Raw genomic sequence first — 19,500 nt, 5'->3', positions numbered from 1 at the left:
GGGTCAAGCATGTCCCAGCAACAACCGATCCAAGAAGAAACGTACCTGGCCAACCTGCGTACCCTCTACGCCAAGGCGTGGCCGAAGGATCTCGCCCGCGAGATCGCCTACCCCCATGGCGAGAAGCCGCTGACCGAGTATTTGCGGGCCTGGGCGCTGTTGCGCCCGACCAAGCCGGCGGTGATTTTCTACGGCGCGGTCATGACCTATGCCGAGCTCGACCGCCAGAGTGATCGGTTCGCAACGCTGCTGGCGCAGCAGGGCGTGCGCAAGGGCGACCGCGTTTCGGTGTTCATGCCGAACTGTCCCCAGTTCCACATCGCGTTCTTCGGTATTCTCAAGCTCGGCGCGGTGCATTGCCCGGTCAGTCCGCTATCGAAGGCGTTCGAGCTCGGCTACCAGGTCAAGGACTGCGGCTCGGAAACTATCGTCGCGCTCGACCAGTTGATGCCGGTGGTGCGCGAGGTGATGGCCGATACCCGGCTGCGCCGCCTCATCGTCACGAGCTTCGCCGACGTGATGCCGGGCAAGCCCGAGATCCCCGCACCGTCCGCGGCGCTGGGGGCAAAGATCGCCTGTCCGGATGCCGTCGACATGATGCCGGTGCTCGCGACCATCGCGGCGCCATCGTTCCCGGAGGGCGCCTCGCTCGATGACGTCGCCGCGCTCAACTACACCGGCGGCACCACGGGCATGCCCAAGGGCTGCATCCACACCCAGCGCGACATGCTCTATACGGTCGCGGCCAACACCTCGCTGGCGCCGCCGCCGGACACCTCGATCGCGCTGAGCTTCTTCCCCGAGTTCTGGATTGCGGGCGAGAACATGTGTCTCATCTTCCCGGTGTTCAGCGGCACCACGCTGGTGCTGCTGACGCGCTGGGATCCGGTCGCTGTCATGACGGCGATCGACCGCTACAAGGTGACGAGTACGGCGATGCCGGTCGACGGCGCGCTGGAGTTGATGGACCATCCCCGCTTCGGCGAGTACGATTTCAGTTCACTGACCAATGTGCGGGTGGTGTCGTTCGTCAAGAAGCTCAACATCGACTATCGCCGTCGCTGGCAGGAGAAGGTCGGCACCATCCTCGCCGAGTCGGCCTGGGGCATGACCGAGACCCACACCTCCGACAGCTTCACCACCGGAATGCAGGACGACGACTTCGACCTGAAGTCGCGGCCGACCTTCGTCGGCCTGCCGGTGCCGGGCACCGAGTTCAAGATCTGCGATTTCGACACCGGCGCCATCCTGCCGCTGGGATCGGAGGGGGAGATCTGCTGCCGCACGCCGTCGCTGCTGAAGGGCTACTGGAACAAGCCGGAAGCGACCGCCGACACCCTGCGCAACGGCTGGCTGCACTCCGGCGACATTGGCCTGATCGACGAGGACGGCTATCTGCACTACCTCGGCCGCCGCAAGGAGATGATCAAGGTCAAGGGCATGAGCGTGTTCCCCGGCGAGGTCGAGGCGCTGCTGGGACAGCATCCGGCGGTGGCTGCGGCCGGTGTGGTGCCGCGTCCCGACGAGGAGCGCGGCCAGGTGCCGGTGGCGTTCGTGCTGATCAATGCGGAGACAGGCGCTGGGACGACTGCGAAAGCGATCGAGGACTGGTGCCGTGAACGCATGGCGGCGTTCAAGGTGCCGGAAGTGCGCATCGTCGAGTCCCTGCCGATGACGGCGACGGGCAAGGTCAAGAAGCAGGAACTGGGTCAGTTGCTCCATGGGTGAACGTGTGTTCAATAAGCTCCTTATCGCCAACCGCGGTGAGATCGCCATCCGGATCGCCCGCGCGGCGGCGGATCTTGGCATCGCCACGGTCGCGGTCTATTCCGCCGACGACGCGTTGTCGCTGCATGTCCGCAAGGCCGACGAGGCGCAGCCACTGGGGCGCGCAGGTGCCGCGGCCTATCTCGACATCGACCGCATGATCGCCATCGCCCGCGACAGCGGCTGCGATGCGATCCATCCCGGCTACGGTTTCCTCAGCGAGAATGCCACCTTCGCGCGGCGCGCCGCTGAGGCCGGCATCACCTTCGTCGGACCGTCACCGGCGGCGCTGGAGCTGTTCGGCGACAAGGTCGCGGCGCGCAAGCTCGCGATGAAGACCGGCGTGCCGGTGATCGAGGGCACGACCGGGCCGACGACGCTCGACGAAGCGGTGGCGTTCTTCGACAGTCTTGGCGGCGGCGCCATGATGATCAAGGCGGTGTCCGGCGGCGGGGGCCGCGGCATGCGTGCCGTGCGTCAGGCTGCCGATGTCGCGGAGGCCTATGCGCGCTGCCGCTCCGAGGCCAAAGCTGCCTTCGGCGATGACGCCGTTTATGTCGAGCGTCTGGTCGAGGATGCCCGCCATATCGAGGTGCAGGTGGTCGGCGACCGCGGTGGCGCGGTGTGCCATCTGTGGGAGCGGGAATGCACCATCCAGCGCCGCAACCAGAAGCTGATCGAGATCGCGCCGAGTCCGTCGCTGTCGCCGGCGCAGCGCAAGCGCATCACCGATGCGGCGCTCAAGCTCGCGGCGGCGGCAGCCTATGATAACCTCGGCACTTTCGAATTTCTGGTCGATGCCGGCGATCCCGAGGAGGGCGCGTTCTTCGCCTTCATTGAGGCCAATCCCCGTCTGCAGGTCGAGCATACGGTCACGGAGGAGGTGACCGGCGTCGATCTCGTCGCGACCCAGCTGCGCATCGCCGGCGGCGCGACGCTGGCCGCGCTCGGCCTTGGTCAGGGCGCGGTGCCCGCGCCGCGCGGCTATGCCATCCAGCTGCGCGTCAACATGGAGACCATGGATCGCGACGGCAACACCCAGCCGGCGAGCGGCACGCTGACGGCCTTCGACATGCCGTCGGGGCCGGGGGTGCGTGTCGACAGCTTCGGCTATACCGGCTACCGCACCGGCACGTCGTTCGATTCGCTGCTGGCCAAGCTGATCGTGCATTCGGTGGCGCCTGACTTCGCTGCGGCGGCGGGCAAGGCGTACCGCGCCGCTTGCGAGGCGCGGATCGAGGGCGTCGCCACCAACTTGCCGTTCCTCCACGCGCTGCTCGCCAACAAGGCGTTCGTCGCCAACCGCGTGAACACCCGCTTCGTCGAGACCCATGCGGCGGAGCTGGCGGAGGCGGCCGCGGCGGCGCATCCGCATCGCTTCTTTGCAGGCGCCGGCGGCGTGGCGGATGCCGCAGCCACGGCGTCGCGGGCGACCGCGCCTGCGGGTACGGTCGGCGTTCCCGCGCCCCTGCAGGGCACGGTCGTCGCGATCGCCGTCGCCGATGGCGACACGGTGCGGCCGGGCCAGCAGATCGCGGTGCTCGAAGCCATGAAGATGGAGCACCTCGTCGCGGCGACGCAGGGCGGTGTGGTGCGGCTCGTTGCGGCCAAGGTCGGCGATACCCTCGCCAAGGACGACGCCATTGTCTTCATCGAGCCCGCCGAGATCGACGGCGCGGTGGAGGCGGACGACCATGTCGCGGATCTCGATGCCATCCGACCCGATCTCGCCGAGATGATCGCCCGGCAGGCGTTCACGCTCGACGAGAACCGCCCCGATGCGGTGGCGCGCCGCCGCAAGACCAACCAGCGCACCACGCGCGAGAACATCGACGCGCTGGTCGACGACGGCAGCTTCATCGAGTACGGCTCACTGGCGCTCGCCGCGCAGCGCGCCCGCCGCACCCATGACGACCTCATCCGCAATACGCCGGCGGACGGCGTCGTATCGGGGCTCGCGACCGTCAACGGCCGGCACTTCGACGCCGACCGCGCGCGCTGCATGGTGGTGGCCTACGACTATACCGTGCTCGCCGGCACGCAGGGCCAGCGCAACCACAAGAAGCAGGACCGCATGTTCAAGCTCGCCGAGGAGCTGCGCACGCCGGTCGTGTTGCTCGCCGAGGGTGGCGGCGGCCGGCCCGGCGACACCGAGCGGCTCGGCGTTACCGGTCTCGACGTGCCGACCTTCGGCCAGTTCGCCAAGCTGAGCGGCCTCGTGCCGCTGGTCGGCGTCGTGTCGGGCCGCTGCTTCGCCGGCAATGCGGCGCTGCTCGGCTGTTGCGACGTCATCATCGCCACGAAGGATACCACGCTCGGCATGGGCGGTCCGGCGATGATCGAGGGCGGCGGCCTTGGCGTCTACCGGCCCGAGGAAGTCGGGCCGATGTCGTTCCAGGTGCCGAACGGTGTCGTCGACGTGCTGGTCGAGGACGAAAGCGAGGCGATCGCGGCGGCGAAGAAGTATCTATCGTACTTCCAGGGCCCGATCCCTGATTGGACCGCGCCGGACCAGCGCCTGCTGCGTCGCGCGATCCCCGAGAACCGGCTGCGCGTCTATGACATCCGCACTGTCATCGACACGGTCGCCGACCATGGCTCGGTGCTGGAGCTGCGGCCGGAGTTCGGCGTCGGCATCCTCACTGCGTTCATCCGCATCGAAGGCCAGCCGTTCGGCCTGCTCGCCAACAATCCGAAGCATCTCGGCGGTGCGATCGACGCCGATGCCGGCGACAAGGCGGCGCGCTTCGTGCAGCTGTGCGATGCCTTCGACATCCCCATCCTGTCACTGTGCGACACGCCCGGCTTCATGGTCGGGCCGGAGGCGGAGAAGACCGGTCTGGTGCGGCATGTCTCGCGCATGTTCGTCACCGCGGCGAGCATCACGGTGCCGTATTTCACCGTCGTGCTGCGCAAGGGCTACGGCCTCGGCGCCCAGGCGATGGCCGGTGGCGGCTTCCATGCCCAGACCTTCACCATCTCGTGGCCGACCGGCGAGTTCGGCGGTATGGGCTTCGAGGGGGCCGTGCGGCTCGGTTTCCGCAAGGAGATGGAGGCGATTGCCGATCCCGTCGCGCGGGACAAGTTCTTCCGCGACATGGTCGCGAAGTTTTACGAGAACGGCAAGGCGATCAACATCGCCTCGGTGCTCGAGATCGACCAGGTGATCGATCCCATCGACACCCGCGCCTGGGTCATCCGCGGTCTTCGTTCGGCCCCGCGCCCGCCGCACCGCGACGGGCGAAAGCGGCCGTGTGTGGATACGTGGTGAAGTCGTTTGTTGGAGGCGTTGGCCACACCCAATGCGTCATTGCCGGGCTTGACCCGGCAATCCAGCTTGTGTGCGGCGTGACGTGCATCTCTTTAAGCTGGATCACCGGGTCTCGACGCTTCGCGTCGGCCCGGTGATGACGCTGGGGGTGTGGTCGGACTCAACGGTGAACTAAAGGCCCCGATGCTTTGGCGATCCCCTCATGGTGAGGAGCGGCCGCGGGCCGCGTCTCGAATCATGAGGCCACTGACTCTCAGCCGTCATGGCCGGGACGAGCCCGGGCATGACGCAGCAAGGGGAGCGGTCGCAGTGTGAGGGGCGCTTCCTCGGGGCCTCATCCTTCGAGACGCCCGCTGCGCGGGCTCCTCAGGATGAGGAGAGACGATGGTCGCTTCCGGACGATAGCGATGATAGGCACGAGGCGCCGCTCAGCCCGGCTTGGTCGTGTCGCGCCCTTGTGTGATCAGCCGCGCGCCACGCTGGTCGCGGGTGTGGATCCACAGCCAGTTCATGGCGACGGCGAGGCGGTTGCGCACGCCGATCAGGAAGTAGATGTGGGCGAGGCCCCAGATCCACCACGCGATGGCGCCGCGCAGCTTGATGCGGCCGAAGTCGATCACCGCGAGACTCTTGCCGATCTGGGCGAGGCTGCCGGCGTGCTTGTAGTGGAAGGGCGTCGTCGTCTTGTCGCCGCGAAGCCGAGCCGCGATGGTGCGCGCGACATGGCCGCCCTGCTGCTTCGCCGCTGGCGCGATGCCCGGCACGGGCCGGCCGTCGGGGCTATCGATGGTGACGGTGTCGCCGACCGCGAAGATCTCGGGATGATCGGGCACGGTGAGATCGGGGCGGACTTGCAGGCGGCCGGCGCGGTCCGCCGGGGCGCCGAGCCACTCCGCCGCCGGCGAGGCGCGCACGCCCGCCGCCCAGATGATGGTGCTGGCGGCGAGCTTGTGGCCGCCATAGACGACGCCTTCGCTGGAGCATTCCGACACCGGCTGCCCCAGCACGACCTCGACGCCGAGGCTCTCCAGCGAGCGCTGGGCGTAAGCCGAGAGATCCTCGGGAAATCCGGCGAGCACGCGCGGCCCGGCTTCGATCAGCAGCACGCGGGTCTTGCGGGTGTCGATGTTCCGGAAGTCCGGCGGCATGGTGACGCGCGCCAGTTCGGCGATTGTGCCGGCGAGCTCGACGCCGGTCGGGCCGGCGCCGACGATGACAAAGGTGAGATGGGCGGCGCGCCGCGTCGGATCGCTCTCGCGCTCGGCGCGCTCGAACGCCATCAGGATGCGGCGGCGGACGGTGGTGGCGTCTTCCAGCGTCTTGAGGCCGGGGGCGAACGGCTCCCACTCGTCGTGGCCGAAATAGGCATGCCGCGCGCCGGTGGCGAGCACCAGCGTGTCGTAGGGGAGCGTGCTGCCGTCGTCGAGCTGCACGGCGCGTGCGGCACTGTCGATCCCGGTGACGGTGCCGAGCAGCGTTGTCACCTCGGGGCGGCCGCGTAAGAGGAAGCGGATCGGCCAGGCGATCTCGGAGGTCGCAAGCGAAGCGGTCGCGACCTGGTACAGCAGCGGCTGGAACAGATGATGGTTGCGGCGGTCGATCAGGGTGATGTCGACGGGCACGCCACGCAGGCGGTGCACCAGTTCGAGGCCGCCGAAGCCGGCGCCGACGATGACGACGCGGTGGCGGCCGCCGGCGCGCGGCGGGATGGCGGATGCTTGCGGATTTGCGGTCATGGGCACACGACAGTCAATGCGGCATCGGAACGATGTCGCATTGTAGGCCGGGCATGGCACCTGTCCGCAATCAAAATCGCGCGGTGGCCATGAAGCCGGTGGTTGCGATCTGTGATCGCAGCCACCGGCGGGATCCCCATCAGGACGGCAGGCGAAAATCCGCGCGCCAGCCGAGCTCAGCGCGGGCCTTGTCGCTGGTGACCTGATCGTTGGCGTCGGCGATGTTGTAGATGCCGGCGCCATGGTCGAGGGCGAGCAGCGCGGCATGGGCCGCGGCGTCGACATGCACGGCCACCGGATGAACGGGCGCATCGTTGCTGCCGGGACCATAGAACAGGCCGTAGCGCAGCACGACGCCTTCGATCGGCGCAGCGTCGAGGACCTGCTGCTCCAGCGCGGCGACCGCGCCGGCCGTCGGTCCGCTGCCATTGGTGTCGAGCGGATCCTGCTCGGTGTGGGGCAGGGCGCCCGGCGCATAGATCCAGGCGATGCTCTGCGCCACGAGCCGCCGCGCGCCGGCGGCGTGCGCGGCCTGCACCAGGTTGCGCGTGCCCTCGCGGCGGATGCGGGCGTTGCGCGCCACGGCTTCGTCGCGCGTTGCCGGATCGTGCAGCATGGCGAGGTCCGTGAGCTGATGCATCACGATGTCGGGCTTTGCCGCGACGGCGGCGCCGGTCAGCGCGTCGGCGTCGAATACGTCGACGACAGCGGCCTCAGCGCCAAGTGCGCGCAACGTGTCGGCGCCTTGCGCCGTGCGCGTGGTGCCGATCACGGTGTGGCCGGCGCTGCGCAGCAGCGGGGTCAGGCGGCGGCCGATGACGCCGGCGGCGCCGGCGAGGAAGATGCGATGGGACATGTCTGTGCCTTGGTTGATGAGGGATTTCGTCGCCAGATGCGCGGCATCGTTGCCGGTGGATTGGCGGTGCGGCGCCGGCTTAGCGTCGGCGGCGCTTGCGTGCTGGTGTGTCCGGCGCGTCGCGCGCCTCGATGCGCGCGGCGGCCCGGTCGCTGAACCAGGTCTGGACCTGCGCGGCGAAGCCCGCCGGCAGCTTGCGCCCGACCACGCCCGCAAGATCGGCGAGTGTGGTGCCGGCGAGTTCGGCGCGCATACTCTGCTCGGCGCGCAGCATCAGGGCATGGATGCTGCACACGCCGTTGAGCTGGCGCGCCGGCGGCTTGCCGCCATAGAGCGCACAGCGGCCGCGGATCTCCTGGCAGTCGAACAGCGGCTTGCGTCCTTCCAGTGCGTCGACGATGTCGAGCACCGTGATCTTGTCGGGCGATCGCGCGAGGCGATAGCCGCCGCGGATGCCTTCGGATGCAGCGACGAAGCCGGCCTTCTCCAGCTTGGGCATGATCTTCGCCATGAATGACGGTGACACGCCCTGGAATTCCGCGAGATCGCGGCTGCTGGGTGGTGTCTCCGGCGGCTCCACCAGCCACAGCAGGCAGTGCAGGCCATATTCAACGCTCGATCCGATGTGCGCCATAACGCGGACTATATTAGTCTGCGTTTGAGAAGGCAAGCGCGGGATGCGGCCGTGATCGTCGCCTCGCAGGAGGCCGCCTCCGCGGGGCTTGCGCGGGGCAGGGCAACGTCGTAGAAATAGAAAAAGAACGATCGTTCTATCTAACAGAACGATCTGCGGCGAGGGCGAAGGCGATGCAAGGAAATGTGCAGGCGGTGGATGCCGTGGTGGCGCGCACGTTCGCGACGCTGCCCGCGCTGCTGGAGGCGGCGCCGCGCCTGATCGCGCGGGCGCAGCTGCTCGATGTCGACTGCTGGCTCGGGCCGGTCGAGCAGCCGTTCCTGGCTGCCATTCGTCGCGGCCGCATCGTGGAGATGACGGTGCCTTCGCGGCCGATGCCGTCATGGCGTTTCGGCTACACCGCGACGGCAGGCGCTTGGCGGGCCTACTGGGAGACCGAGCCGAAAGCGGGCTGGCACGATCTGCTGGCGCTGACCAAGCGCGGCGAGGCGACGCTGTCGGGCGATCTGCACCCGTTCCTCTGTCACCTGCAGTACTTCAAGGATCTGCTGGCGCTGCCGCGTGCGCGGATGCCGGGAGGGGCCGCATGACCGCGATCATCGAGCCGATCGTCGGCCGCTATGTGCATGTCGACATCGACGGCGTCGACCATCGCATCTATTTCGAGGAGAGCGGCAGCGGCATCCCGCTGGTCTGCCTGCACACCGCAGGCTCCGACGGCCGGCAATGGCGGCACTTGCTGACCGATCCGGAGTTCGTCCAGACCTATCGCATCATCGCTTTCGATCTGCCCTGGCATGGCAAGTCCAATCCGCCGGAAGCGTTCGCAGGCGACGAGTATCGCCTGACCACCGCGAGCTACGCACGGACCGTTCGTGCGTTCTGCCGCGCGCTCGGGCTGGACAGGCCTGTGGTGATGGGCTGCTCGATCGGCGGGCGCATCGTGCTCAACCTCGCCAACGATCATGGTGACGAATTCCGTGCGCTGATCGGGCTGGAGGCCGCTGACTTCCAGCAGCCCTGGTACGACGCCGACTGGCTGAACCGTCCGGATGTTCATGGCGGCGAGGTCTGCGCCGCGCTGGTGTCCGGTCTCGTCGCGCCGCAGAGCCCGGATGCGACGCGCCGCGAGACGCTGTGGGCCTACAAGCAGGGCGGCCCCGGCGTGTTCAAGGGCGACCTCTATTTCTACCGGGTCGACGGCGACCTGCGCGGCCGCCTCAGTGGCATCGATCCCGCGCGCTGTCCGCTCTATCTGCTGACCGGCGAATACGATTTCTCCTGCTCGCCCGAGGATACGCTGCGCACCGCGGCGAGCATCCCCGGCGCACAAGTGACCATCATGGAGAAGCTCGGGCACTTCCCCATGAGCGAGAACCCTGCCCAGTTCCGCCGCTATATCGCGCCGGTGCTGGCGGAGATCGCCCAACGACAAACAGCCTGACAACACAGAGGGACATCCAAGTGACTGACACCAGGACCATGCGGCGGTGGGCCGCCACGGCGGCGCTCGTCGCCGCCTGCGGCTGGGCGAGTGCAGCCTGCGCCGCCGGCGACACGATCAAGATCGGCGTGCTGAACGATCAGTCCGGCGTGTTTGCCGACAATGGTGGCCGCGGCTCGGTCGCCGCCGCAAGGCTCGCGGCGGAGGATTTCGGCAACGAGATTCTCGGCAAGAAGATCGAGATCATCAGCGCCGATCACCAGAACAAGCCGGACATCGCCGCGGCGACGGCGCGCAAGTGGATCGAGAACGAGGGCGTTGACGTCATCGCTGACGGTGCGGCGTCGTCTGCCGGCTTCGCCATCCTCGAGGTCGCCAGGCAGCGCAACAAGATCTTCATCGTCAGCGGCCCGGGCTCGTCGGATTTCACCGGCAAGGCCTGCTCGCCGGTCAGCTTCCACTTCACTTACGATACCTACGCGCTGTCGAAGATGACCAGCGAGGCGGTGACCAGGGCCGGCGGCAACAGCTGGTACTTCATCACGGCGGATTACGCCTTCGGCCATGCGCTGCAGCGCGACGCCACGCGCTTCATCGATGCGGCGGGCGGCAAGGTGCTGGGCTCGGCGGCGCATCCGCTCGGCACCGCGGACTTCGCCTCGTTCCTGCTGCAGGCGCAGAGCTCCAAGGCCAAGGTCGTCGGCCTCGCCACCTCAGGCGCCGACGTGCAGACCGCGATCAAGCAGGCGAGCGAATTCGGCATCGTCGAAAGCGGCCAGAGTCTCGCCGGGCTTCTGGTGTTCATCACCGACGTCAATGCCCTCGGCCTCAAGGCGACGCAGGGGCTGCAGATCGCGTCTTCGTTCTACTGGGATCTCGACGACGAGACACGAGCCTGGAGCAAGCGCTACTTCGCGAAGATGGACGGCCGGGTGCCGAGCATGGTGCAGGCCGGCGTCTACAGCGGCGTGCATCACTATCTCGCCGCGGTGAAAGCCGCCGGCGCCACCGACACCGCAGCGGTCGCCGCCAAGATGCACGAGATGAAGGTCAACGACATGTACAACAAGGACGTCGAGATCCGTGCCGACGGCCGCGTTCTGCATCGCATGTACCTCGTGCAGGTCAAGAAGCCGCAGGAGTCGCAGTACAAGTACGACTACTACAAGATCCTCACCTCCGTTTCCGGCGAGCAGGCGTTCCGCCCGCTCAGCGAGAGCGAGTGTCCGCTGGTCAAGCGCTGAGCGACCACAACGTCGCACGTCCTCTGTCTGGAGCTGTCATGAATCCGCGTCAAAACTTCGTCGGCGGCCAGCCCGTCGCCGGCACCGGTCCGCTGTTCGCCTCGATCGATCCCGCGACAGGGCAGCGCAATGGCGAGTTTACCTCCGCAAGCGCCGCCGACGTCGATGCGGCGGTGCGCATCGCCGCAGAAGCGGCCGGGCAGACGGCGTGGCGCACCATGCGGCCGCACGAGCGGGCGCGGATTCTCTCGCGCATTGCCGATGGCATGGCGGCATGTGCCGAGGACCTTGCGGCGACCCAGATGCAGGAGAACGGCAAGGTCATCGCCGAGTGCCGGGCGCAGGTGGCGAGCGCGATCGCCACCTACCGCTACTATGCGGCGGTGTGCGAGACCACGGAATCGGAGCTGACGCCGCCGCGCGGCGACTATCTGTCGATGACGGTGCATGAGCCGATCGGCGTGGTCGCCGCGATCACCCCCTGGAACTCGCCGCTCACCATGGAGGCGCAGAAGGTGGCGCCGGCGCTCGCCGCCGGCAACGCGGTGGTCCTCAAGCCGTCCGAAGTGACGCCGACCGCGGCCCTCGATATCGCCGCCATCGCTGTTGCGGCCGGGCTGCCGCCGGGGCTGCTCAACGTTCTGACCGGCACCGGCGTGGACACCGGGGCCGCGCTGGTGACGCATCCGTCCGTCGGCATGGTGTCGTTCACCGGCGGCACCGAAACGGGACGGGCGATCGCGCGGCTGTGCGCCGACCGGCTGATCCCCTCGGCGCTGGAACTGGGCGGCAAGTCGCCGAACATCGTGTTCGCCGATGCAGACCTCGATGCCGCGGTCGACGGTGTCGCCGGCGGCATCTTCGAGGGCTCCGGGCAGTCCTGCGTCGCCGGCTCGCGGCTATTCGTGCAGCGCGCAATTTACGATCCCTTCCTCGACAAGCTGCGCGCGCGGGCGGAAGCCTTGCGCGTCGGCCTGCCGGCGCAGGCCGGCACCACCATGGGGCCGCTGGCCTCGTTCCCGCATCGCGAGAGGGTCGAGCGCTTCGTGCAGTCGGCGCGCGATGAGGGCGGCGCCATTGTCAGCGGCGGCCGCCGTCCGGACGACGACGCGCTCGCGGCGGGGGCGTTCTATCTGCCGACCATCATTGCGGGTCTTAACAATGCCGCGACCGTGTGCCGGCAGGAGATCTTCGGCCCGGTGCTGTGCGTGCTGCCGTTCGACGACGAGGACGACGTGATCGCGCAGGCCAACGACAGTGTCTACGGGCTTGCCTGCGGCGTCTGGACGGGCGATTACCGCAAGGCGTGGCGAGTGGCGCGCGCGGTCCTGGCCGGCACGGTCTGGATCAACACCTACAAGCAGCTCAGCATCGCGGCGCCATTCGGCGGCTTCAAGCACAGCGGCCTCGGCCGCGAGAAGGGAATTCAGGGCATGCGTCTGTACCAGCAGAGCAAGAGCATCTACTTTGGCCTCGCCGACGCCACAGGTGTCGCATGATATCAGCACCTGTCACGCGCCGCGTCGGCTTCATCGGGCTCGGCGTCATGGGCGAGCCGATGTGCCGCAACCTCGCCCGCAAGGGCAACGTCCGGGTGACGGCCTTCGATCGCGACGCCGCGCCGCTGCAGCGTCTCGCGATGGTCGGCGTCGAGCGCGCCGCAAGCCTCGCCGACCTCATGTCGGTGTGCGACACGGTCTTCCTGGCGCTGCCGAGCGGCGCCCATGTCGAGGCGGTGTGCGGCGGCGAGGGTGGCCTGCTGGCGCATGCGCGGGCCCGCCACACCATCGTCGATCTCGGCACCTCGCCGGTCGATCTGACGCGCGATCTCGCCGGGCGCTTCGCGGCCAAGGGCGCGCGCTATGCTGACGCCCCGATTGCACGCACCCGTCAGGCGGCGGAAGACGGCACGCTCAGCATCATGGTCGGCGCGGACGAAGCCACCTATGAGGCGATCCGGCCGATGCTGGCGACGCTCGCCACCGACATCACCCATTGCGGTCCTGTCGGGGCCGGGCAGATTGTCAAGATCCTGAACAACATGGTGCTGGTCGAGACGGTGGTGGCGCTCGGCGAGGCGCTGGCGACGGCGCGCCGCGCCGGCCTCGATGGCAAGGTGCTGTTCGAGACGTTGACCAAGGGGTCGGCCGACAGCTTCGCGCTACGCAACCATGGCATGAAGGCGATGCTGGTCGACACCTTCCCCGAGCGGGCGTTCTCGACGCAGTATGCGCGCAAGGATCTCGGCTACGCGCTGGACCTCGCCAGATCGGTCGGCCTCACGCTCGCAGGCGCCGAGACCGCCGATGGCCTGCTGGCGCGTGCGGCCGAGAGTGGCTTTGGCGACCTGTACTGGCCGGTGGTGGCGCGGGTGATCGCGGCGCAGCCGGACAAGGCCGCCGACGACAACGGAGGAACTTCGGCGTGAGCCCTGCAGCGGGATCGGGCAAGCAATCGGGCCAGCAATCGGGCAAGGACAAGGCCCCCGACAGGGAGAAGGACGGCGGCGGTGTCGCCGCGGTCGAGCGCGCATTGTCGATCGTCGCGGCGGTGGAAGCCGCAGCCGCACCGATCAGTCTTGCGGATCTGTCGCGCGACACCGGCTTCTACAAGAGCACGATCCTGCGCCTGCTGGTGACGCTGGAAGACAAGGGCTATGTCACCCGGCTCGGCGATGGCCACTACGACCTCGGCCCCGCCGCATTCCGCCTTGGCGCCGCGTTCGAGCGCAAGAACACGCTGCATCGCCATGTCATGCCGGTGCTGGAGCAACTGGTGGCGCAGGGCACCGAGAGCCCGTCCTTCCATGTTCGCCAGGACCAGAGCAGCCGTCTGTGTCTGCTTCGCGTGAATTCCACTCATTCGACCCTCGACCGCATCGAGGCCGGCTCGCTCTATCCGCTGCACGCTGGCGCCGCAGGGCAGGTGATCCTGGCCTTTGGTGGCGAGCGCGGCGCGCGCTACGACGCCATTCGCCGCGACGGCTGGGCGCTGTCGCTCGGCGAACGCGATCCAAGTTGTGCGGCGGTGTCCGCGCCGGTGTTCGGCCCGGATGGCCGGCTGATCGGTGCGCTGTCGCTGTCGGGGCCTCGCGAGCGCTTCGGGGAGAACGAGATCGAGACCATGCGGCAGGCGGTCGGCACGGCCGCGGCGAAGCTGACCCGTGCCCTTGGCGGCGTCTGGCCGCCGTTCGCGGCACCCGCGGAACAGGCGACGCGCACTGCACGGCGGAGGGAGAGATGAAAGCGGCGGCGGCTTTGGCAGGCGCGAGCGCGGCCGCGGCAGCGGCGCTGGATTTTTCGCGTCGTTTCGACGTGCTGGTGATCGGCGGCGGCAACGCGGCGTTGTGTGCGGCGATCAGCGCACGGCGGCTCGGCGCGTCCGTGCTGGTGCTGGAGGCGGCGCCGAAGTTCTACCGCGGCGGCAACACCCGCCACACCCGTAACATGCGCTGCGCCCACGACAGCGCCACGCAGCATCTCACCGGTCCCTATACCGAGGATGAGTTCTGGGACGATCTCAAGCGTGTCACGCAGGGGCACACCGACGAGGACCTGGCGCGCTTCATGATTGCGCAGTCCAAGGACATGCTCGGCTGGATCGAACAGCAGGGCGTGCGCTTCCAGCCCTCGCTCGGCGGCACCCTCAGCCTCGGCCGCACCAACTCGTTCTTCCTTGGTGGCGGCCGCTCGATGCTGAACGCGCTGTACCGGACGGCCGAAGAGCTCGGTGTCGAGGTCGCCTATGACGCGGAGGTCGTCGACCTCGCGATCGAGGACGGCATGTTCCTGTCCGCCGAGGTGCGCGTGAACGGCCACGTCGAGATGGTGCGTGCTGGCGCGCTGGTCGCAGCTGCCGGCGGCTTCGAGGCCAACATCGCCATGCTCAAGCAGTACTGGGGCGACGTCGCCGACAATTTCCTGATTCGTGGCACGCCTTATAATCGTGGCACCGTGCTGCGCATGCTGCTCGACAATGGCGTGCAGGCGGTCGGCGATCCCACCCAGTGTCATGCGGTGGCGATCGATGCGCGCGCGCCGCGCTTCGACGGCGGCATCATCACCCGGCTCGACTGCGTGGTGTTTGGCGTCGTGCTCAATAATGTCGCCGAGCGCTTCTATGACGAGGGCGAGGATTTCTGGCCCAAGCGCTATGCGATCTGGGGACGCCTCGTCGCCGGCCAGCCCGACCAGATCGCCTACATCGTGTTCGACGCCAGATCGCTGACGTCGTTCATGCCCTCGCTCTATCCACCGATCAGCGCGCCGACCATTGCCGAACTCGCCGGCAAGCTCGGCCTCGATCCGCAGCGGATGGACGCGACGATCAATGGCTTCAACGCCGCGGTGGTGCCCGGCACCTTCGACCACACCGTGCTCGACGACTGCCGCACCGAAGGGCTGTCGCCGCCCAAGTCGCATTGGGCGCGGCCGATCGATACCGCACCGTTCTATGCCTATCCGGTGCGCCCCGGCATCACGTTCACCTATCTCGGCACCCGCGTGAACCGCGAGGCGCGCATGCTGATGCAGGACGGCAAGCCTGCCGCCAACATGTTCGCTGCCGGCGAGATCATGGCCGGCAATGTCCTCGGCCGCGGCTATGCCGCGGGCATCGGCATGACCATCGGCAGCGTGTTCGGCCGGATCGCCGGCCAAACTGCCGCAAAAACGGTTCGGAACTGAGGCGCACCATGCTCGACATCACCTCTCGCCCGGATCACGGCGCTTCCCTTCTCACCGCGAACCAGGCCGAAGCCGAACGGCTGATGACCGTGTGCAACTCCTGCCGCTATTGCGAGGGGCTGTGCGCCGTATTCCCGGCCATGGAGCTGCGGCGCGAGTTCGGGGGCGGCGACCTCAACTATCTCGCCAATCTCTGCCACAGCTGCGGCGCCTGCTACTACGACTGCCAGTTCTCGCCGCCGCACGAATTCGCGGTCAACGTGCCGCAGACGCTGGCGGCGGTGCGCAATGACTCCTATGCCGCCTACGCCTGGCCGCCCTTCCTCGGCGGCGCGTTCCGCCGCAACGGCCTGACCATCAGCCTCGTGATGGCGCTGAGCATCGGCGCCTTCTTCGCGGCGATGATGGCGTTCAACGATCCGCGGGTGATGTTCGGCAGCCATGTCGGCTCCGGCGCGTTCTATCGCATCATGCCGCATGACGCGATGGTGGTTGTGTTCGTCGTCGCCTTCGTCTATGCGATCGTCGCCCTGGTGATGGGCTTCCGCCGTTTCTGGACCGACATCGCCGGCCGCGACGACGGCAGCGTGCCGGCGTTCTGGCAGGCGGTCAGGGATGCGGCACAGCTGCGCTATCTCGATGGCGGCGGTGTCGGCTGCATGAACACTGATGAAAAGCCGACCGACAACCGCCGGCTGTTTCATCACCTGACATTCTATGGCTTCGGGTTGTGCTTTGCCTCGACCAGCGTTGCCACGATCTATGCTTATGCCTTTGGCTGGCACGCGCCCTATGCGGTTTACGATCTCCCGGTGGTGCTGGGCACGCTCGGCGGAATCGGCCTTGTGATCGGCCCGATCGGGCTGTGGCGCGCCAGGCAGAAGCGTGATCCGGCGATGGTCGACGCCAGCCGCCGGGGCATGGACACCGGCTTCATCGCCATGCTGTTCCTCACCGGTCTCACCGGGCTGTTGCTGCTCGTGCTGCGCGCGACGCCGGCGATGGGCACGCTGCTGGCGCTGCATCTCGGCTTCGTGTTCGGCTTCTTCGTCACCATGCCCTATTCGAAGTTCGTGCACGGCCTCTACCGCTTCGGCGCCCTGGTGAAGTACGCCGGCGAACGGCGGCGGGAGATGGTGTCGGCGGGTGGTGGCTGACGAAATGACCGCGCTTCCGGTTTTTCTCTGTCGTGGCCGGGCTCGTCCCGGCCACCCCGCTTAGGGACGCAGTGCCTTCCTTATCGGGGTCGCCGGGACAAGCCCGGCGACGACCAACAGTGAGGCCGGTGATGACATTTTCGGTCAGGCTCTGAGGAGCAGGCGCAGCCCGCGTCTCGAAGGATGAGGCCCGCATGCTGCGGCTCCCTGGCCTCATGGTTCGAGACGCGCGGCTTTGCCGCGCTCCTCACCATGAGGAGGTCCGGAGACTTTGCCGCTCTCGAATCCATGAAAAAAGCCCGGATGCGCGAGGCATCCGGGCTTTCGATATTCGGGAGGGAGCAGGGGTCAGCGCGGCGGCTGGGACTTGCTCATGGCGGCGCGCAGCGCGTCGGCGAGGGCACCGCCGGTGTCCGGCTTGCCGGCCTTGCGCGGCGCCTGCGAGGTCATGTGCTTGGCCTGGCCGCGCGACATCGGAGCAGCGCCACGTTCGCTCTTGGCGCCGAGTTCGTCGTCGAGGCGCAGCGTCAGCGAGATGCGCTTGCGCGGCACGTCGACCTCCAGCACCTTGACCTTGATGATGTCGCCGGGCTTCACCACCTCGCGCGGGTCCTTGATGAAGGTGCGCGACATCGCAGAGATGTGGACGAGGCCGTCCTGATGCACGCCGATGTCGACGAACGCGCCGAACGCGGCGACGTTGGTCACCGAGCCCTCCAGGATCATGCCGGGTTTGAGGTCGTTGAGCGTCTCGACGCCGTCGGCGAAGGTCGCGGCCTTGAACACCGGGCGCGGGTCGCGTCCCGGCTTCTCCAGCTCACGCAGGATGTCAGTGACGGTCGGCACGCCGAAGGTCTCGTCGGCGAACGCCTGCGGTTTCAGCGTGCGCAGCACGGTGGCGTTGCCAATCACCGCCTTGATGTCGCTCTTGGTGGCCTCGAGGATGCGGCGAACGACCGGATAGGTTTCCGGATGCACGCCCGAGGCGTCGAGCGGATCGTCGCCATTGGGGATGCGCAGGAAGCCGGCGCACTGCTCGAACGCCTTGGGGCCGAGGCGCGGCACGTCCTTGAGGTCCTTGCGCGAGGCGAACGGGCCCTTGGCGTTGCGGTGGTCGACGATACTCTGGGCAAGGCCGGCGCCGATGCCCGACACCCGCGCCAGCAGCGGCGCCGAGGCGGTGTTGGCGTCGACGCCGACCGCGTTCACGCAGTCTTCGACCACGGCGTCGAGCGAGCGCGACAGCTTGGACTCGGACAAGTCGTGCTGGTACTGGCCGACGCCGATTGACTTCGGGTCGATCTTGACGAGCTCGGCGAGCGGGTCCTGCAGGCGGCGGGCGATCGATACCGCACCGCGCAGCGTGACGTCGAGGTCGGGCAGTTCCTGCGAGGCGAAGGCGGAGGCCGAGTAGACCGACGCGCCGGCTTCCGACACGACGATCTTGGTCATCTTCAGCTCGGCCATGTTGCGCACGAGCTCAGTGGCGAGCTTGTCGGTTTCGCGCGACGCGGTGCCGTTGCCGATCGCGATCAGCTCGACCTTGTGCTTGCGGCAGAGGTTGGCGAGAATCGCCAGCGCCTCGTCCCAGCGGCGCTGCGGCTCGTGCGGAAAGATCGCGGTGGTGTCGACGACCTTGCCGGTGGCGTCGATCACGGCGACCTTGACGCCGGTGCGATAGCCCGGATCGAGCCCCATGGTGGCGCGGGTGCCGGCGGGCGCGGCGAGCAGGAGATCGCGCAGATTGGAGGCGAACACCCGCACCGCCTCCTGCTCGGCGGCGGTCCACAGCCGCATGCGCAGGTCGACGTTGAGATGGATCTGGATCTTGGTGCGCCACGCCCAGCGCACGGTCTCGCTCAGCCACTTGTCGCCGGGGCGGCCGCGGTCGGCGATGCCGAAGCGCTGGCCGATGCGAAGCTCGTAGGACGATACGGTGGTCGGCGTTGGTGACGGCGCTTCCGGATCGATCTGCAGGTCGAGGATCTCTTCCTTCTCGCCGCGGAACAGCGCCAGGATGCGGTGCGACGGCAGCTTGTGCAGCGGCTCGCTGAATTCGAAATAATCGCTGAACTTGGCGCCGGCTTCCTTCTTGCCGTCGCGCAGCTTGGACGAGAAGATGCCGTTCGCCCACATCTGCTCGCGCAGTGCGCCGATCAGGTCGGCATCCTCGGCGAAGCGCTCGACCAGGATGGCGCGGGCGCCGTCGAGCGCCGCGGCGGTGTCGGCGACCTGCTTGTCCGGATTGATGAACGCTGCAGCGGCGTCCTGCGGGTTGTTTTCCGGCTTGGTGAGCAACTGGTCGGCGAGCGGCTCGAGGCCGGCTTCCTTGGCGATCTCGGCCTTGGTGCGGCGCTTGGGCTTGAACGGCAGGTAGATATCCTCGAGGCGGCCCTTGCTGTCGGCGGCCATGATCTGCGCTTCGAGCGCGGCGTCGAGCTTGCCCTGTTCACGGATCGAATTGAGGATCACGGCGCGGCGGTCCTCCATCTCGCGCAGGTAGCCGAGCCGCTCTTCCAGCGTGCGCAGCTGCGTGTCGTCGAGGCCGCCGGTGATCTCCTTGCGGTAACGGGCGACGAAAGGAACCGTGGCGCCGCCGTCGAGCAGGCCGACGGTGGCCTCCACCTGCTGCTCGCGAATGCTGAGTTCGTCTGCGATCCGTTTGAAGATGGTATTGGCCAAGCGCGCACCTGTCATTCCGATAGA

At 67.9% G+C, this 19,500-nt stretch carries 14 protein-coding genes; 10 read left to right on the top strand and 4 right to left on the bottom strand.

The features are described 5' to 3' along the window. Positions 1-9 precede the first annotated feature (9 nt). A complete protein-coding gene (locus tag JQ639_RS14225) occupies positions 10-1,728 on the top strand; it encodes an AMP-binding protein (protein WP_211967093.1) in 1,719 nt (572 codons plus the stop codon). Next, positions 1,721-5,038 carry a carboxyl transferase domain-containing protein gene (locus tag JQ639_RS14220; protein ID WP_211967094.1) on the top strand — a complete coding sequence of 1,106 codons (3,318 nt, stop codon included), beginning with the start codon at positions 1,721-1,723 and terminating at the stop codon, positions 5,036-5,038. Before JQ639_RS14225 ends, JQ639_RS14220 begins: the two co-directional genes overlap by 8 nt. Positions 5,039-5,466: 428 nt before the next feature. On the opposite strand, the gene JQ639_RS14215 is transcribed toward JQ639_RS14220, so the two are convergent. From JQ639_RS14215 to JQ639_RS14205, 3 genes are all read right to left on the bottom strand, one after another. Then, complete coding sequence (locus JQ639_RS14215) at positions 5,467-6,774, bottom strand: NAD(P)/FAD-dependent oxidoreductase (protein WP_211967095.1); 1,308 nt, start codon at positions 6,772-6,774, stop codon at positions 5,467-5,469. A 139-nt stretch (positions 6,775-6,913) separates the two neighbouring features. Beyond that, positions 6,914-7,630, bottom strand: a complete 717-nt coding sequence (locus JQ639_RS14210; protein WP_211967096.1) for an NAD-dependent epimerase/dehydratase family protein — start codon at positions 7,628-7,630, stop codon at positions 6,914-6,916. 79 nt (positions 7,631-7,709) lie between these two features. After that, positions 7,710-8,264 carry an RrF2 family transcriptional regulator gene (locus JQ639_RS14205; RefSeq protein WP_211967097.1) on the bottom strand — a complete coding sequence of 185 codons (555 nt, stop codon included), beginning with the start codon at positions 8,262-8,264 and terminating at the stop codon, positions 7,710-7,712. Positions 8,265-8,437: 173 nt separating this feature from the next. Here JQ639_RS14205 and JQ639_RS14200 point away from each other — a divergent pair, with 173 nt between their 5' ends. Genes JQ639_RS14200 through tcuB form a run of 8 tightly spaced genes read left to right on the top strand, consistent with a single transcriptional unit; the run spans position 8,438 to position 16,794 of the window. Further along, positions 8,438-8,854, top strand: coding sequence for a hypothetical protein (locus tag JQ639_RS14200; RefSeq protein WP_211967098.1), 417 nt, complete (start codon positions 8,438-8,440; stop codon positions 8,852-8,854). Next, positions 8,851-9,708, top strand: a complete 858-nt coding sequence (locus JQ639_RS14195; protein ID WP_211967099.1) for an alpha/beta fold hydrolase — start codon at positions 8,851-8,853, stop codon at positions 9,706-9,708. Before JQ639_RS14200 ends, JQ639_RS14195 begins: the two co-directional genes overlap by 4 nt. 20 nt (positions 9,709-9,728) lie before the next feature. Beyond that, positions 9,729-10,952 (top strand): ABC transporter substrate-binding protein, encoded by a 1,224-nt coding sequence (locus JQ639_RS14190; RefSeq protein ID WP_349644714.1) that lies wholly within the window; start codon positions 9,729-9,731, stop codon positions 10,950-10,952. A 38-nt stretch (positions 10,953-10,990) separates the two neighbouring features. Continuing rightward, entirely contained in the window at positions 10,991-12,451 is a 1,461-nt protein-coding gene (locus JQ639_RS14185) for an aldehyde dehydrogenase (RefSeq protein WP_211967100.1), read from the top strand. Next, complete coding sequence (locus JQ639_RS14180) at positions 12,448-13,380, top strand: NAD(P)-dependent oxidoreductase (protein ID WP_211967101.1); 933 nt, start codon at positions 12,448-12,450, stop codon at positions 13,378-13,380. The genes JQ639_RS14185 and JQ639_RS14180 overlap by 4 nt, the downstream gene beginning before the upstream one ends. Beyond that, positions 13,377-14,195 (top strand): IclR family transcriptional regulator, encoded by an 819-nt coding sequence (locus JQ639_RS14175; protein ID WP_211967102.1) that lies wholly within the window; start codon positions 13,377-13,379, stop codon positions 14,193-14,195. The genes JQ639_RS14180 and JQ639_RS14175 overlap by 4 nt, the downstream gene beginning before the upstream one ends. Continuing rightward, the gene (tcuA, locus tag JQ639_RS14170; protein ID WP_211967103.1) at positions 14,192-15,637 is read left to right on the top strand and encodes an FAD-dependent tricarballylate dehydrogenase TcuA; all 1,446 of its coding nucleotides are present in this window, start codon (positions 14,192-14,194) and stop codon (positions 15,635-15,637) included. Before JQ639_RS14175 ends, tcuA begins: the two co-directional genes overlap by 4 nt. Positions 15,638-15,645: 8 nt before the next feature. Next, the gene (gene tcuB / locus JQ639_RS14165; RefSeq protein ID WP_211967104.1) at positions 15,646-16,794 is read left to right on the top strand and encodes a tricarballylate utilization 4Fe-4S protein TcuB; all 1,149 of its coding nucleotides are present in this window, start codon (positions 15,646-15,648) and stop codon (positions 16,792-16,794) included. 348 nt (positions 16,795-17,142) lie between these two features. Here the strand turns inward: tcuB and JQ639_RS14160 are convergent, their stop codons facing one another. Continuing rightward, a complete protein-coding gene (locus JQ639_RS14160; RefSeq protein ID WP_283811642.1) occupies positions 17,143-19,476 on the bottom strand; it encodes a Tex family protein in 2,334 nt (777 codons plus the stop codon). Positions 19,477-19,500 lie beyond the last annotated feature (24 nt).

This window comes from Bradyrhizobium sp. U87765 SZCCT0048 (assembly GCF_018131225.1).
Taxonomy (GTDB): Bacteria; Pseudomonadota; Alphaproteobacteria; order Rhizobiales; family Xanthobacteraceae; genus Bradyrhizobium_A.
Note: the sequence above shows the minus strand (reverse complement) of the source record. Positions and strands in the feature narration are given on the sequence as shown.